At 60.7% G+C, this 13903-nt stretch carries 18 protein-coding genes; 12 read left to right on the top strand and 6 right to left on the bottom strand.

Annotation, left to right across the window (positions count from 1 at the left end; translation table 11 throughout):
- The 3 genes from GXY01S_RS18755 to GXY01S_RS10120 form a co-directional block, all read left to right on the top strand.
- On the top strand, positions 1-216 hold a 216-nt coding region (locus GXY01S_RS18755; protein WP_218003164.1), incomplete at its 5' end, for a hypothetical protein.
- Between the two features lie 183 nt (positions 217-399).
- Positions 400-591 (top strand): hypothetical protein, encoded by a 192-nt coding sequence (locus tag GXY01S_RS10115; protein ID WP_061274713.1) that lies wholly within the window; start codon positions 400-402, stop codon positions 589-591.
- Between the two features lie 214 nt (positions 592-805).
- A complete protein-coding gene (locus tag GXY01S_RS10120) occupies positions 806-1255 on the top strand; it encodes a hypothetical protein (RefSeq protein ID WP_061274715.1) in 450 nt (149 codons plus the stop codon).
- 49 nt (positions 1256-1304) lie between these two features.
- Here the strand turns inward: GXY01S_RS10120 and GXY01S_RS10125 are convergent, their stop codons facing one another.
- Positions 1305-2174, bottom strand: a complete 870-nt coding sequence (locus GXY01S_RS10125; protein ID WP_061274717.1) for a helix-turn-helix domain-containing protein — start codon at positions 2172-2174, stop codon at positions 1305-1307.
- A 590-nt stretch (positions 2175-2764) separates the two neighbouring features.
- Here GXY01S_RS10125 and GXY01S_RS10130 point away from each other — a divergent pair.
- The 5 genes from GXY01S_RS10130 to GXY01S_RS18965 all read left to right on the top strand — a co-directional run bounded on the left by GXY01S_RS10130 (position 2765) and on the right by GXY01S_RS18965 (position 5443).
- Positions 2765-3445 carry a hypothetical protein gene (locus tag GXY01S_RS10130; RefSeq protein ID WP_061274718.1) on the top strand — a complete coding sequence of 227 codons (681 nt, stop codon included), beginning with the start codon at positions 2765-2767 and terminating at the stop codon, positions 3443-3445.
- Positions 3446-3557: 112 nt separating this feature from the next.
- The gene (locus GXY01S_RS10135; protein WP_146222780.1) at positions 3558-3827 is read left to right on the top strand and encodes a hypothetical protein; all 270 of its coding nucleotides are present in this window, start codon (positions 3558-3560) and stop codon (positions 3825-3827) included.
- A 317-nt stretch (positions 3828-4144) separates the two neighbouring features.
- Positions 4145-4324, top strand: coding sequence for a hypothetical protein (locus tag GXY01S_RS10140; protein WP_061274722.1), 180 nt, complete (start codon positions 4145-4147; stop codon positions 4322-4324).
- A gap of 545 nt (positions 4325-4869) precedes the next feature.
- Positions 4870-5082: a hypothetical protein gene (locus GXY01S_RS10145; protein WP_061274724.1), complete on the top strand. Its 213-nt coding sequence runs from the start codon at positions 4870-4872 to the stop codon at positions 5080-5082.
- Between the two features lie 19 nt (positions 5083-5101).
- Positions 5102-5443 (top strand): hypothetical protein, encoded by a 342-nt coding sequence (locus GXY01S_RS18965; RefSeq protein ID WP_242013204.1) that lies wholly within the window; start codon positions 5102-5104, stop codon positions 5441-5443.
- Between the two features lie 72 nt (positions 5444-5515).
- On the opposite strand, the gene GXY01S_RS10150 is transcribed toward GXY01S_RS18965, so the two are convergent.
- The 5 genes from GXY01S_RS10150 to GXY01S_RS10170 all read right to left on the bottom strand — a co-directional run bounded on the left by GXY01S_RS10150 (position 5516) and on the right by GXY01S_RS10170 (position 8770).
- On the bottom strand, positions 5516-5914 hold the full coding sequence (locus tag GXY01S_RS10150; protein WP_061274726.1) for a hypothetical protein: 399 nt from the start codon (positions 5912-5914) through the stop codon (positions 5516-5518).
- Positions 5915-5930: 16 nt separating this feature from the next.
- Entirely contained in the window at positions 5931-6713 is a 783-nt protein-coding gene (locus tag GXY01S_RS10155) for a transglycosylase SLT domain-containing protein (protein ID WP_061274796.1), read from the bottom strand.
- Between the two features lie 153 nt (positions 6714-6866).
- The gene (locus tag GXY01S_RS10160; RefSeq protein WP_061274728.1) at positions 6867-7361 is read right to left on the bottom strand and encodes a hypothetical protein; all 495 of its coding nucleotides are present in this window, start codon (positions 7359-7361) and stop codon (positions 6867-6869) included.
- The gene (locus GXY01S_RS10165; protein WP_061274731.1) at positions 7361-8191 is read right to left on the bottom strand and encodes a hypothetical protein; all 831 of its coding nucleotides are present in this window, start codon (positions 8189-8191) and stop codon (positions 7361-7363) included. Before GXY01S_RS10165 ends, GXY01S_RS10160 begins: the two co-directional genes overlap by 1 nt.
- Positions 8192-8194: 3 nt before the next feature.
- Positions 8195-8770, bottom strand: a complete 576-nt coding sequence (locus GXY01S_RS10170; RefSeq protein WP_146222781.1) for a hypothetical protein — start codon at positions 8768-8770, stop codon at positions 8195-8197.
- Between the two features lie 413 nt (positions 8771-9183).
- Between GXY01S_RS10170 and GXY01S_RS17175 the strand changes: the two genes are divergently transcribed.
- The 4 genes from GXY01S_RS17175 to mobF are packed head-to-tail and all read left to right on the top strand — an operon-like array spanning position 9184 to position 13822.
- Positions 9184-9903 (top strand): BRO-N domain-containing protein, encoded by a 720-nt coding sequence (locus GXY01S_RS17175; protein ID WP_082770828.1) that lies wholly within the window; start codon positions 9184-9186, stop codon positions 9901-9903.
- A gap of 59 nt (positions 9904-9962) precedes the next feature.
- A complete protein-coding gene (locus tag GXY01S_RS10185) occupies positions 9963-10256 on the top strand; it encodes an HU family DNA-binding protein (RefSeq protein WP_061274737.1) in 294 nt (97 codons plus the stop codon).
- 51 nt (positions 10257-10307) lie between these two features.
- A complete protein-coding gene (locus tag GXY01S_RS10190) occupies positions 10308-10604 on the top strand; it encodes a hypothetical protein (RefSeq protein ID WP_061274739.1) in 297 nt (98 codons plus the stop codon).
- A complete protein-coding gene (gene mobF, locus GXY01S_RS10195; RefSeq protein ID WP_061274741.1) occupies positions 10604-13822 on the top strand; it encodes a MobF family relaxase in 3219 nt (1072 codons plus the stop codon). The genes GXY01S_RS10190 and mobF overlap by 1 nt, the downstream gene beginning before the upstream one ends.
- The last annotated feature ends 81 nt before the right edge of the window (positions 13823-13903 follow it).

Raw genomic sequence — 13903 nt, forward strand, 5'->3', positions numbered from 1 at the left:
AAAGCAGACGCATTTGCGAGCGATGTAATTTCAAAAGGGCAGTTTACCGTTTGTAGTCGCATGTTGGCCTGGCATCCTGATGATGCACACAGGCAGGGCCTCCCATGGCATTTCAGCCAGATCTGTTCGGTTATGTCAGACCAAAGCGTGCCCGGCGTGTCCTGGCTCACGCCGTCGACGCTGGCGACCATGGATGCGTCTGCGCGGCCGGCATGACCATGATGGCACTGTTTCGCTGTGCCCGGTGTAACTGGGAATCCTGCTGGATCGAGTGCTCAACTATGACTGCCGTAAAACGTGGTATCGCCTGTGGGCGGTGTAATAAAGCGACTGCTTCGCCATGATGCCGCTCATGCCGGACCGCCTCCCGGTCTGACGAACAACGAAAAGGATAAGCCTATGGCTGCAGCACTTCCGAATCCGGAGCACGCCGAGACCGTCAGGGACGGCATCGTGCAGGTCTTCGCCTTCATTACGAGTTATCGCTTCCTCGGAAACGTCGCTCTCATCGTAATCGGAACAATACTGTTCGTCGTTCTGATGATCGTGATCAGCACGCGCCTGTCTGCGCCGAAAAATGACGCGGTCTGAGAGGCGCCAATGCTGCCGATGATGCTTCTGTCCTTTGTCTCCGGCCTCATAAGCGCTGTATGGGGCGGGAATATCCTCACGACACATCCCCGACGCGGCATTGCGATGGGCATGTGTGGCTCTGTGCTGATCGGACTCAGCATGTTCGCCGCGTCGGAGCTGGGAGCCGGTTATGATTTCTGATCGTCGCGCCATACATCAGAAAGGATGCAGAATGTACCCGGCCCGGAAGCTTCTGGCAGGTCTCCTGCTTTCGTCCTGCTGCGCCCTGGCGCCACAGGCGCACGGGCAGATGCTCACCGCCATCAATCCGGCCAGTGACAGGACTGACAGCCGGGTGGTCGCCTACCTGCGGAGCCTTGGCGAGGCCGCTCAGAATGCGGTCGATACGCCCGTCACAAAGACAATCTGGCCACAGGATGTCGTTGTCTTCGGCAAGGCCTCCTATCTGGTTTCCGGACCCGATGCCTGCCCCGGAACCGGACATGCCGGCTGTATCGTCCTTCTCCCGGAAGCCCGGACCATAGAGGCCGATATGCACCCCATCGCCAGCGATGCCGCGCCGTTCCGGGGCCAGCTGCAGGTTCTGATCGTCAGGCCGGCCACGGTCACGCTGCGCCTGGTCAGAAACCTCGATACGGGCGAGATCCTCGCGTCCAGATGAATGATGTCGCCGGCGCCAAGGCGCCGCGACATCACAAAGCCATCGTGAATCAGTCCGCCATCAGGGACGCGGCCGAGACGTAGCGCCGCCCCGGTACGCTCACGACGCGGCCTTCATCCTGCAGTTTCCTGATGAGAACGCCGATGCGGTTGCGCGATCCGCCTGTTCGTGCCGCAAGCTCCCTTGTGGTCATCGGGTGGCTCAGCAGTGACAGCAGGGCGCTTTCCGTGGTCCAGCAGCCGAGGCCGCGCAGTCGTTCCCGTTCTTCCAACGGAAGCCGTTCCGCCCGGATGAATACGCCATGCCGCACTTTCACCACCACGCCGGAATGAATGTAGTCTCGCACGTAGTGCTCCGTGGATTTCTCGCTGCCGCCCGCGAAGGCCGTGAGTTCACAAAGGGTCCGTTCTGTCTCCAGACAGGCCAGGACCTTCTCCTTCTGTGTCGCAAAGGTCGGATGCGGCACTGCCTTGCACGCCGGTTTTCCTGCCCGCTCGCGGGCGACGTAGCGGCCGTCGTTCAGCCGGACGATACGACCCGAGGTGCTGAGTGGTGCGACCCGCGTCCGCGACCGGATCCCGAAACGGTCCGTGATTTCCTGTACCGTTCGCGGCGTGGCGAGATACGACAGGATCTCCGGATCGAGCTGGTGCTTGTCCGGCTTCGGTCCGTCGTTCTCCGGATTGCCCGTGCCGGCCACTGCAATATAGGTGCCCCGGCTGATCCGGCTGACATATCCCTGTCTGAGCAGGCGGTTCAGATTGCCTGTGACGTAGCAGGTCGGTTTCCCCACAATCCGGGCGACCTCACCCGCGCTGCGGGCGGTGTCCAGAGCATTCAGGATCTGGCGAACCACCGCGCCGCGCTGCGGACTCACCGCTGCGGTATCCGGTCCTGCCGTGATCCGGTGATGTTTCATGCTCGATCTCCGACGTGTCTGCCCGGTCGCCTGACAGTGCGGCCCGGCTTCATTGTGCGACGGGTTCCCGTGTAAATCGCAAACATGCGACTTCAACGAAACGGGTTAAAATAATTCATCTGTCCGGACTGAAGGTGTCGCGGTTCCGGGAGACGCGGGATGTTCCCCCGAAATATCCGATGCAGAAGGTGCCGCTGTTTCAGGAGAGAAAAGAAGATCATGGGCGGCCCCTTCGGGGTTCTCTCGCTCTGGTTCGCTAAGCGGCTGCGCCGCTAACCTCACTGGAGCCCCCTTCGGGGTCTCCCCGCTTACGCGCAACGGCTCGACCGCTCGCCTCTGGGATTGGTCAGGTAAATACTTATGTATTACTTCCTGTTTGTGTAATTAAAGAAATGGGCGGGCGGAGAAAAAAGGATATTATTTGAAAATAAATGCGGATTTATCGCCTTTTAGTGCGCTTTTTTCTTGCGTTTATTTGGTGGGAGTACTACTCTGTATTTGTGGAAAGGGAAATGGTTCCCGCCACAGACGCCCCGTCCGGTGCTACCAACACCGAACGGGGCTGACGCCAGACAGAAAGGTCTATTTTCATGTCCAACGCTGCCACCACAATGACCGCCGCTCTCGTTTCCGCGCAAGAGAAGAAAGCATCCGGCAAGGCAAAAGCCGCGCAGAAGGCACCCGCCGCCCGCCGTTTCGAGGAAGCCGCCCGCCGCGCCCCGGTCATTACCATCGAAGCCGCCGAAGCCCTCATCCCCGTGCCCGACCAGATCAGCAAGATCGTTTCCCACTTTGGCCTTGACGACTTCGACGCCGACGGTCTCGCAGAGACAACCCGGCAGGCTTTCACCGCCATGGCCCGCAGCCTCTCCCCCGTCCTCGTCGTCACGACATGGAACGGAGAGGAAAACGACAAGGGCCTTGAAATGCACCTTCAGCGCATGGTCGGAGCCGCCGTCTCTTCCGCTTATGGCGCCGCCCAGTTCTATGACAACAAGCGCGCACAGGCCCGCGAGCTGTCCTCGCAGTTCAACGAATACCGCGAAGAGGACCGGCAGGGCGTTGACGGGCTGGAAAACAAGGCAGCGAACGCCCGCCGCTTCGCCGCAGAGCAGGGCATGAAAGCCGCCGCGCTGGTCGCCTCTGCCCGTGGTGCCCTTGCCGCCTATGAGGACATCATCGGCACCCCATGGAAGCCCTACGTGGCAGGCAACGCCCGCGCCCTCAATCAGCAGGCCGCCGCCGCCGAGATGGACGCCCTCGGCTTCTGATCCCACACGCCGGACCCCGACCGGGTCCGGCACCCTCTCACACCGGCAGACCCCGGAAAGGCGCAGCCCGCCGCAGTTTTTCACTTATGCACAAGCCCCGGAGAATATGACGATGAGCCATGAATCTCTTGCCGACCGCGAATATGCCCGCAATGTGGGGCATGACAATCCGGAACGCGCCTACATCCTGTCCGACCGTGATGTATGGTATCGAAATCCCGCTTATACCGGCCCGGAGTTGCCGCATCCCGAAGATGACAGCGCGGCCGATTTTATCGCTGAACATGGAATCGAGGCATGGCGTGCCCGTCCTCGCCGCTCACCCGTTCCGGGGGCGGGCTGGACCGCCTGGGGTGATGGCCGCGATCCTTGCCCGTTCTGATAGCTGACCCCCCCCGGCCCGACGACAGCCGGCGGGCCGCACCGGAAAAACGCCGGTCCCAGCGTGCCGCCGCGAGGCGTCCGCCTCAAGCCCGCTTCGCGCCGCGCTCTGCGCGGTGCCGGCACGCCCCTCTCAGTGAACAGGGCCGCCCGGATCGCAGGGCTCGCGCCCCGCGCTCCGCGCAGCCCGGTTCACCTCAGGCGCATGCCGTCAGGCCTGACCCGGACGCCTCGCGGCCCTTCCGTCCGAAAGATTTTCCCGGTCGCATGTTTGTCCTGCCTCATGATCCTGTTGCCTCGCGCTGAATAGGGTCTCTCATGTTCGGTAAAACCCGTGTCCAGGAAACCGTTATAACCATCGCTCTCGTGTTCGGCGTGTCTCTCCTGTATCTCGCCCTGACCGGGGGATTTACTTTGATCGGGTGTCTCGGTGCCGCCGGCACTACCGCCTGCGCCGTGGCCGTGCGCGAGATGTTGGTGCCGTCCGAAAAATCCTGACGAAACCGGTCAGAAACGAAAAAAAAGCAAAATTCGGGGCGTCCCCTTCGGGGTTCTCTCACTCTGGTTCGCTAAGCGGCTGCGCCGCTAACCTCACTGGAGCCCCCTTCGGGGTCTCCACGCTTCCGCGCAACGGTTCGACCGCTGATCCGTCCGCGCAGGACCATATTTATCAGCATATGAAATAATACTGCTTATGGTTATTTTCGGGCGCACGGATAATGATGTGAGTATTTGTATATAACCGTATTATTTCGGATTTGTCAGGTATTTTGTTTTGTCTTTATTTGGTTAGTGTACTAACTTTTATCTGTGCCGGGAAGGGTCCCGTCACGGACGCCCTGTCCGGTGCTCTAACACCGGACAAGGCTGACGTTAGACAGAAAGGTCTGGTTTCATGTCCACCGCTATTACAACAATGATTGCCGTCGACCCTGTGTGCAAGAGAGGAATGCTTCCTTTGCCGTCGGTCCTCACTGGCGGATCGTCGCGGAAATCCTATCCGTTTTCCGTAAGCCATTAACTTCGCCCGAAAGGAATTTCAGATGTCGAGAACTGTCATCGGCTGCTCACTTATCCTGATCGGGCTGGGTTTCTTCTTCATGGGGCTGTGGATACCCGAACATTACTGGCCCCAGCCTGAGGGTGCGTTCGATCCGCCGCCATCATCACCCCCTGTCGCTGCGGCGTCCCTTCTCATGCTTGTCCCGGGTGGCCTCTTCTTCGGTGCCGGAGCCCTTGTCATCCGGGGTGGCTGATTAAACCGGCGTAGGTCGCATGTTCGCGACCTACGCTGCAATCATGAGAAAAAACGCTTCATCTTCCGAAAGCCGCGCGTCCGAAATGGCCGGAGCGCGGCTTCTCCTTTGCATCACAACCCTCGGCTGGTCCGAGCGGCAGGCCGCTGAATACTGTCAGATGCACCGCACCGCCTTCCGTCGATGTGTCGAAGGCACGTCCCGCCTGGCTCCCGATCTGGCCGAATGGCTCCTCGCCCGTGAGGCCGCCGCCCGTGCTCTCCCATGTCCGCGCCGACGTGAAAACGATCCCGTCCTGCGCGAGCTGATGGCCGCGACATTGCCCCGGCCGACATCAGGTAATCCTGTCGCCCGAGGCTGAATCAGTTGAAGAACAGGAAAATGAAAAGGGCGGCCTGGGGCCGCCCTTCATGCGTGCGCCTGCTGGATCGTCTCATCGTCGTGGGTGGTCGAAGCCCAGCTTCCCGTCTGACATGATTACCGGGACGCACGTTGCCGCCGGATCTGCTTTCGCGTGGTAAGGCGCGACGTATTTTGCCTCGATCCAGACCGGCTTGAACGCGAAGTTGATTGTGGGCAGATAGCCGTCTATCGGCTCGGCACCGGTTTTTATGGCTACCTGGCCGCTGGCGGGTGCGACATTCGCAGCGTCATCCGACGGCCCTGCCTTAAACATCAGGGGATGCTGGAAATCCATCATCTGGCTTTCCGACAGGTTCAGCATCTTGCACGTATAACCGGGCAACGGTTTGACCGGATGAAGCCCGGCAGCGTGAGCCGACATCGAGGCGATCAGGCCACAGGCCAGTATTGGCAGAAATGATTTTTTCATAGGTAGCGTTCTCCTGTCAGGTAGTCAGGACGGGCTGATACGCTGCGCTGCCCATCTTGGTTGCGACCGCTGATTTCCATTCTCCGACTGTTTCGGTAGTCGAGATACCGTTTTTTGCGAGGTCCGAGGCTGACATATTGCTGAGGACCGAAGCCATTGTCTCGTCATCTGCCGCACGGACCACGTTGGTGCCGTTTGACGGCCCGAAATTGTAATATGCCCTGGTATCGAGTGCTGTCGGTGTTGTTATGCCGACGTTCTGCAATGAGGTTGCTGCGTCCTTGAGATACTGTGCTGCCGCAACAGCCTGGGTCGCCGGATCGTGCTGGCCATCAGTGCCCGTCGTTATGCTCGACGCAAGAGACGGATCGGATGCGAGCGCCTCCTGCAGACTCTGATCATATGTACTCTGCATCATCTGGAATGCACCGGTGATCCCGCTGCTGCCGGAAACTGACTGCACATTCTGGCAGCCGGACTCAACCACGCATGTTGCGGCGAGAGCGGACGGATTGACGCCAAGCGCCTGTGCGTTCTGTGCCGCTTCATATCCCCACGACTGCTGATACATGGTCTGGAGCGCATCGCTGTCAGAAACGCCGGTTGCACCGGACGAAGTGACCGTGCCGCTGCCATTCATGGTCTGCGTTGTGCTGGTTGTGTCCGGGGTCCACTCACCGAGCCCCAGTTCCTGATACGTGGCATTGACGTGCGCGGGCAGGCCCGCCGGCACGTTGATCGTCTGCGCGTTCACCACGGCTGGCGACATGATGCCGCACGTCAGAAGGACAATCGTCATCTTCCTCGTGCGGCGGTATGAAAGGGAAATGTGGGACACCAGAGCCTCCTGTTGTGAGGAGGTCACTATCCAGCCGCATCATGCGACCTGATTCCGTGTTCTTCAGAATTTCTTCGCGGCACTCTTACTGTGTCCGTTTTGGCCACACCGGCTTTAGGGCATCCGTCCCAGCACAAAGCCCACCAGAAGAACGACGGAGCTGTAACCCAGAACGCGAAAAGCGGTCTGCAGATTGAACCGTCTGGTCATGGCCGTGGCCTGATTCTCAATCGCTCCCCGAAGTCCTTTCGTAATGTCGGCGATGATCCCGAGCAGTCTCTTCTCGACCAGCTTTTCATTGATGGTTCGCAGAGTTTGGACCGCCTCGATCCCTTCTCTCAGCTGCTCGCGGATCGCGACTGTATCCTGTGCCAGCGCCTCCCGTTGCTGCTCCGCGACCAGCTTGCTTTCCTGGATCGAACGGATGGAGGAACGCCTGGCTTCGATGCAAAGGGTGCCGACCTGGTCAATAGCCACGATCAGCGCCGAAAGCACTTCGGCTTCCGGCGCGATCCTGCGATCAACCCATTCAGCGGCCACCAGCCGCAGGTTCTCCATCCGCCGGACGAATTCCTGATCCCCCGCCTCCAGATCACCCTGCGTTGTCATCAGACGTTTTCCATCACCACTTCAGGCAAGCCCTTGGGCATTCGGGGCAGATACTCCGGGCCAAGGTCGCGCATAAAGAGAGGCACTTCACGCTTGAGCCAACGATTGACGCGGAGCCTGTCGAAGACTGAGCTTTTCGGTTGTCCTGGAACGGGCTTGTTTGCGGCAAAGTCCATGAAAGACTGGCCGCGATCCGCAATTTTCTTCAGGCCGTTGACAGCCGGGAAAACACCGTGAGAAGCCCCACGGTCGAGGGCGTTCAGGACCGCCCTGTTTTCGAGAATCTCGCTAACCGCGCGGGCTGTGTCCATGCCTACGGGGAGTAGGCCTTCATTGATGACGATGGCCGTTCGGGGTGGCAGAAAACTATGTTGCTCCTGAAGATCCTGCAGATAATCGATGTCGGCATTTTCCATACCGATCATGAAAACTGTAACCAGCGAGATGCCAAGTTCATCCAGAGCGGCCACGAGAGGGGAAGTGCGGATCAGCTCATGCATCGCCGTCCAGCCGCCTCCAATGTCGAGGATCGCATCATGGCGGGTTTCGACCAGCCTCTCGATTTGCTCTTCCAGCCATGCGGCCTGCCCGGTCGGGGAAGTGCTGTCTGCCTCCAGCACGTGCGAACCGAGCGATGAGATCGTATGCGACCGGTTCATGGAATCAGTGTTCCAGATTTCCGGCTTGCCACCCTGCTGCGCGGTGATCTCGGCGAGGGATTTGAGAAACGTTGTCTTTCCCACACGCTGGCGTCCGATTGCGACAAGCAGGGTGGGGCGGGTTGTTGCCGCCGACGGCTTTGCGGCGTCTGTTATCGTGGCGGATGCCATGCCTTACTCCCTATGAAAACCGGGCTCCTTCTTCCTCAACCGCGCAAGAAGATCCCGCTTGATGGCCTCAGCCCGGGCGCGACCAACAGGGAATTCTTCCTCCTCGGTCGTGTTGCCGCCTGAGCACCCGGAGATAGTCGCGGGCAATGATGCGACTTGAGAGGCGCTTTTTTCGGCATGGTCGATTTTTGCTGGAAGCCCTGATCCATCGGGGGAAAGGTTTCCGAGATCACGGTCGATAAAATCGGGCTTCCAGCCTTTAGGAAGGCGGCTGGGGTGCGCTGATTGTGAGACATTGAACGGGACAGCGCGAGATTCTGTTGTGCGCACTTGTCTGATCTTCTGCAGCCGTCTCCACAGCTTGCCGATCTTTTGAAGCCCCAGTCTGCGGTCCTCTATCAGCACGCCGCACTCGATAGCCGCCTGCAAATACGGTCCCCACGGCTCACCCGGCACTCGGATTTCTTCAATGTCGTCGGCGTTCGCCACCAGCCACCGATAAAGAGGTCCGGCGGTTGCCTTGCATTCCGCTTCGCCCCGGAGAGCCTTCAGGCGCTCCTTTCCAATCCGCTGAGCCATGTGCAGTTTCCCGGTAGGGCCGTCCCCAACAGCGACCCTTTCCCAACCCATAGCCAGCCCAGAGGGCATCCCGCAAGCCTCCCGTATCGGACCCACTAGGAAACCCGTAAAAAGACCCGTCAAAGCACCCACTGCCAGCCCGTAGCCAACCCACAGATTATGAGTTCTTCATACACCATTGCACCGTTGGTGCGGACGGCTGCGTCGCCGTAGGTGGGTAAGCGGGAAAGGACGCCATTACTAATGGCACCCTTACGCTTTCCGAGAACTTGCGTGCTCATCGCCTCAGGGTTCCTGTTCAGCGCGTGGTAGTCGACAAGTGACGCACAGGAGGGGCTCTTTTTCATTGGATGTTCGTTAGTGGTCGCATGATGCGCGCCCAACTTTCCCATCTCTGATAACGGGAGGAACGGATGACAAAGGATGGTGTTGAGCCACTTAGTGATACTCGTGCCAAGACTGCGCCGGTGCTGACCTTCGGCGCACACGCTATTCGGTCGGTGAGAAAAGACGGCCGTCGCTGGCTTGTAGCTTCTGACGTCTGCGAGATCCTCGGGCTTCGGCGTTCAAGGGCAGCTATATCAAGACTCGATGAGGATGAAGTCGCCTTCGTCGTCATACCAACGGCGGGCGGCCCACAACGCACTCATTTGGTTACAGAAAGTGGCGCGTATTATTTGTCGTTCGTGTCCCGGAAGCCCATAGCCAGACGGTTCCGGCGCTGGGTGACGGAAGAGGTTTTGCCGCAGATTCGCCGGACGGGTGCCTATATCCCCATGGGTGCTTCTGTCACCGGGACGCAGTGCATGATCACCGGTGATCAGATTGATCTCCTAACGCGTCTCTCGCAGCCTGGTCCTCACATGGTTTTCGTGATGCCGGGGCAGGAGCCATACATTGAGGAGGTCGACCCTCGCCAATTCATTCGCGATCTGGATCGTCATGACGTGGAAGGACTGATCCATGCCATGAACCTGATTGGATCGGTATGGAGCATGTGCCGCAAAATCGACGGGGCAATGTATTGTTCCACCGTCCTTCAGAGCGGTATTGGCCGCCAGCTTGATGACGCCATCCGCATCGGGGTGGATCTGTCCCGTAGCGTCTTCCTGCCCGCCCGAGAGGAATCATAAACCTGCCACGGTTATGATCCTTTCTCTTCGCGTGCCCTTAACCGAAAGAGACAGCACTGATGAAAAGCACCGATCTGATTGACCGTATCGCCGAAGCCACGGGTGGCACGAAGGCCGATGCGAAGACCGCTCTTGAGACTGTCACAGCCTCGATCATACAGGCCGCAGAGGCCGGCGATGAGGTATCGCTTCCCGGCTTTGGCAAATTCACCGTTCGTCACACCGCCGCACGCACGGGCCGCAATCCCGCGACCGGCGCCGAGATGCAGATCCCGGCCTCGCGCAAGCTGGCTTTCGCGCCGGCGAAGGCCGTGAAGGACGCCCTGGCCGGAACCGATCAAAAGAAAGCCTGATCGGTCGCATGATTCCGCGTCACGCTTCCCCTTGTTCTGACATGGGAAGCGATGACGATGAGCGAGACAACCGAACGGCCCGATACCACCGCAAGCCGAGATGACGACATCCGGGAGCGGCTGCGGGCCATTGAAGACAAACTCTCGCTGATCATCGAGATCCTGTCTCCTGAAGAGTCCGACGGTCCGACGCTTGATGAAATTCTTGGCCGGCTGGTGACGCTGGTCGCATCGCAGAGCCCGCTGCTCAGGCGCATCGACCTTACGACCGGCAGGACGCTCGACATTCAGGAGGGCCGCTCGCCCCGGTCCGCCCAGCCCGGGGAGCCGGATGAGGCTGACGTCTGATGATGACGTTCCGGAAGATTTCGGCCGAGGGCAACGGCCGCATGATCACCGCCTATTTCACGCAGGAGCTGCCGGATCCGGAGCACGATTTCCGCACTCAGCCCGGGAAGGTTCCTGACGCGGGCGGTTCACGGCTGACCAGTTATTACACCGGGCGCGATGGCCGGGCCTCATGGCGGCCCGACATGAAGCCCGAGATCGCAGCAGCACTCGGGATCGACCCCACGACACCACCGAAAAACGAGCAGCTCAATCGCCTGTTTGAGGCGAAACGGGCTGATAATGGCGAGGACTGGTCGCAGAACGCCCGCAAGATCAGCGCCTATGACCTGACCCTCGCGCCGCATAAATCGGTGACGCTGGCCGCCGAATTTGCGCCGACAGAAGCGGAGAGAGCAGCGATCTGGCACGCCATCAATCAGGCCAACGATGCGACCATGCGCTATGTGGCGAGAGAGATCGGCTTCGCCCGGCGCGGCCATGGCGGCGAGGATGGTGCGGACCAGGGAGAGGTCGCCTGGGTCTCGTTCCGGCATACGACAGCGCGCCCCACGGTCGAGGCGCGCGATCCGGGCACAGGCCAGACCTATCTCATCGACACCCCGGCAGGCGGTGATCCTCACGCCCACATTCACAACGCCCTGTTCAATGTGGTGGCCACAGAAGACGGACACGTCGGCTCTCTGGACACAAAGCGCTTGCGCAGCCGCGTTCATGAGTTCGGCGCGTACTTCCAGGCGCAGCTTGCCGATGAGCTGCGGCGGATCGGCATCGCCCAGAAATATGACGCCAATGAGCAGGCCACGGTCGTCTCGGCCGTGGCACAGGATGTCTCGGATTTTTTCAGCAAGGGACGCCGCAACGTGATCAGGGCCGCAAAGGAGTACGCGGCGGCGGAAGGGCTGGACTGGGCGGATATGCCGATCGAGCGCAAGCGCCGTATCCTGTCCATGGCCGGGCTGGCTGCCCGGCTCGACAAGGACAAGGGGGCCAGCGACCACGAGATCTGGCTGGAGCAGGCGAAAAGCCTCGGCTGGGAGAAGAGAAGCCTCCTCGGGTCGCCGATCGGGCCAGAGGGCACGCGGGAAGAGAGATACGATGCGGCTTACCGTTTCGCAGCGCGGCATCTGGCCACAGAGTTTGAGACCGCCGCCGTGCTCGATCATGACAAGCTCAGGATGTATGCCGCGCGAGGGCTGATCGGCACCGGTATTGAGGGGGGCGTGAAGGACATCGATCATGTCGTCAGCCTCATTGAACAGCGGGGGCTTGAGCTGAGGGGCGAACAGGTCTCGCTGATTCAGCAGATCCGGGGCGACAGGCTGAGGGTCACGAATACGGCGCAGATCGCCATCGAGGAAAACCTTGCGATTCAGGCCGCCCGTGCATCCGGCGACCGGAGCGGGGCGCTGTCGGATCGCCAGATCACTGAAGCCATTGGTCGCTCGACACTCGATTTCACCAGCGACCATGGCAGGGCGCAGAAGGCGGCGATTTACGCACTCGGCCGGGGTGGTGCGCTCTCCATGCTGACAGGTGTCGCAGGGTCGGGAAAGACCGCGCTGCTGTCGCCGCTGGTGGACGCCTGGAAGCACGACACCCGTTACGATGAGAACGGGCGCAGGATCATCGGGATTGCCAATGCCTGGCGTCAGGCGGACGCGCTGCGCGACGCCGGCATCCATGACACCTGCGCCATGCTGCCTTTCCTCGCCCGGCTGGAACGCGGCGACATCGACGTGGACCGGAACACGGTTCTGGTGATCGATGAGGTCGGTCAGGTCGGACCACGCCAGATGCTCCGCCTGCTGGAACTGCAGCGCGATAGCGGTTGCACGATCAAGGCACTGGGCGATCATGAGCAGGCACAGAACATCGAGGCCGGTGACTCCATCGAGATGCTGCGCAGGGTGCTGGACGCGGAAGACATGCCGGAGCTTCTGTCCAGCGTCCGGCAGACATCCGCCAGAAACCGGCAGATCGCCGACCTATTTCGTGGCGCGGAACCTGATGAAAGCGATCTCGCCTCTCTGGAAGTCAGAGGAGCGGCCGGGAACGCCAACAGTGACGAGGAGAATGACGACGACGTCCGCAACAAATTCCACATGAAGGAAGTGCGGGACGCGATCGACATGAAACGGGTGGACGGCACGGTCCGTCTGGTGGGCGGAGACCACGACGAAGTGCTGCAGGAAATCGCCCGCCTGTATGTGACACGCCGCGACGCTCTCGCGGCCGAGGGCGCAAATCCGCGAACCGGGCGGATGAAGACGATCAGCATGTCTGCCCTGACCAACCAGGACGCTGCCGACCTCAGCCGGGCCGTGCGTGGCATCCTGCAGGAAAGGGGTGAGATCTCGAAGCATGAAATCACGGTGCAGGCCATCGACCAGCGCGGCGAGGCGTACGATCTGGCTATCGCAGCCGGCGACAGGCTTCGGCTGTATCGCCGGACCTGGGGAACAGTGGACGGCAAGGGGGCCACGGTTGGAAATAACGGCGATGTGGTCGATGTTCTCGCGCACAGCGATACCGGGCTGCGTATCCGCACGAAGGACGGCGTTGTGGCCGACGTGGAGTGGCGTCGCTTTCAGGATGCGAAGACCGGCAAGGTGATGCTTGGCTTCGGGCACGCCATGACCATCGATGCGGCACAGGGCCTGACGTCAGACGAGCACATCAATGCCATGCCACGCGGCGCGGATCTCGCGACCGGTTTTACCTCCTATGTGGCAGAGAGCCGGGCGCGCGGGACAACATGGACGATGATCTCGGATGCCGCGACCTTCGAGGCTGTCCGGAACCAGCGGGCGCTCGGCGATGCAACGCCCATCACCAGCGACGATCTGTGGGATCACGTCGCGAAGAAGATGGCGAACAAGCCTTACAAGGCGCTCGGCATGGATCTGGTCGCCCGGACCCGGAAGGCGCGCGATGCAAGGATCCGCGAACTGATCGCGCTTGGGCGTGTGCAGGAGACGATGGCGACGGAAGGCCGCCCTTACGGAAGAGAGATCGTGCTGAAGACGCAGGCACGGCAGGCCGAACGGTCGCACAGCGCGCGCCTGGCGGAGATCGATGCAAAGCTGCAGGCCATGATCAGGAACGCGCCGGCGATCATGAGCAGGGCCGAGAGGGCGCTCAGGCGTGAACGGGCGGCGCGGGTTCTCGGTAACGCACAAACCTCCCCGTCAGCTTCACCAGGTCCCGGACAATGAACCTGTCCGGCGAGACTTTTTTCGGTATCTCTCATGGTGTGTCGATCGCTGGTGTCCGGATAGGATTCGTCTGCCGCCTGT

The organism is Komagataeibacter xylinus NBRC 15237 (assembly GCF_001571345.1).
GTDB classification, from domain to species: Bacteria; Pseudomonadota; Alphaproteobacteria; order Acetobacterales; family Acetobacteraceae; genus Komagataeibacter; species Komagataeibacter xylinus.

What these genes read in the sequence shown, in the direction of transcription:
- GXY01S_RS10140 (WP_061274722.1), top strand. Translation starts at nt 4,145, where the DNA reads ATGTTCGGTAAAACCCGTGTCCAGGAAACCGTTATAACCATCGCTCTC.
- GXY01S_RS10155 (WP_061274796.1), bottom strand. Translation starts at nt 6,713, where the DNA reads ATGACGATTGTCCTTCTGACGTGCGGCATCATGTCGCCAGCCGTGGTG.
- GXY01S_RS10125 (WP_061274717.1), bottom strand. Translation starts at nt 2,174, where the DNA reads ATGAAACATCACCGGATCACGGCAGGACCGGATACCGCAGCGGTGAGT.
- GXY01S_RS18965 (WP_242013204.1), top strand. Translation starts at nt 5,102, where the DNA reads ATGTTCGCGACCTACGCTGCAATCATGAGAAAAAACGCTTCATCTTCC.
- GXY01S_RS10165 (WP_061274731.1), bottom strand. Translation starts at nt 8,191, where the DNA reads ATGGCATCCGCCACGATAACAGACGCCGCAAAGCCGTCGGCGGCAACA.
- GXY01S_RS10160 (WP_061274728.1), bottom strand. Translation starts at nt 7,361, where the DNA reads ATGACAACGCAGGGTGATCTGGAGGCGGGGGATCAGGAATTCGTCCGG.
- GXY01S_RS10170 (WP_146222781.1), bottom strand. Translation starts at nt 8,770, where the DNA reads ATGGCTCAGCGGATTGGAAAGGAGCGCCTGAAGGCTCTCCGGGGCGAA.
- GXY01S_RS10130 (WP_061274718.1), top strand. Translation starts at nt 2,765, where the DNA reads ATGTCCAACGCTGCCACCACAATGACCGCCGCTCTCGTTTCCGCGCAA.
- GXY01S_RS10190 (WP_061274739.1), top strand. Translation starts at nt 10,308, where the DNA reads ATGACGATGAGCGAGACAACCGAACGGCCCGATACCACCGCAAGCCGA.
- GXY01S_RS10115 (WP_061274713.1), top strand. Translation starts at nt 400, where the DNA reads ATGGCTGCAGCACTTCCGAATCCGGAGCACGCCGAGACCGTCAGGGAC.
- mobF (WP_061274741.1), top strand. Translation starts at nt 10,604, where the DNA reads ATGATGACGTTCCGGAAGATTTCGGCCGAGGGCAACGGCCGCATGATC.
- GXY01S_RS10150 (WP_061274726.1), bottom strand. Translation starts at nt 5,914, where the DNA reads ATGAAAAAATCATTTCTGCCAATACTGGCCTGTGGCCTGATCGCCTCG.
- GXY01S_RS10135 (WP_146222780.1), top strand. Translation starts at nt 3,558, where the DNA reads ATGAGCCATGAATCTCTTGCCGACCGCGAATATGCCCGCAATGTGGGG.
- GXY01S_RS10185 (WP_061274737.1), top strand. Translation starts at nt 9,963, where the DNA reads ATGAAAAGCACCGATCTGATTGACCGTATCGCCGAAGCCACGGGTGGC.
- GXY01S_RS10120 (WP_061274715.1), top strand. Translation starts at nt 806, where the DNA reads ATGTACCCGGCCCGGAAGCTTCTGGCAGGTCTCCTGCTTTCGTCCTGC.
- GXY01S_RS17175 (WP_082770828.1), top strand. Translation starts at nt 9,184, where the DNA reads ATGACAAAGGATGGTGTTGAGCCACTTAGTGATACTCGTGCCAAGACT.
- GXY01S_RS10145 (WP_061274724.1), top strand. Translation starts at nt 4,870, where the DNA reads ATGTCGAGAACTGTCATCGGCTGCTCACTTATCCTGATCGGGCTGGGT.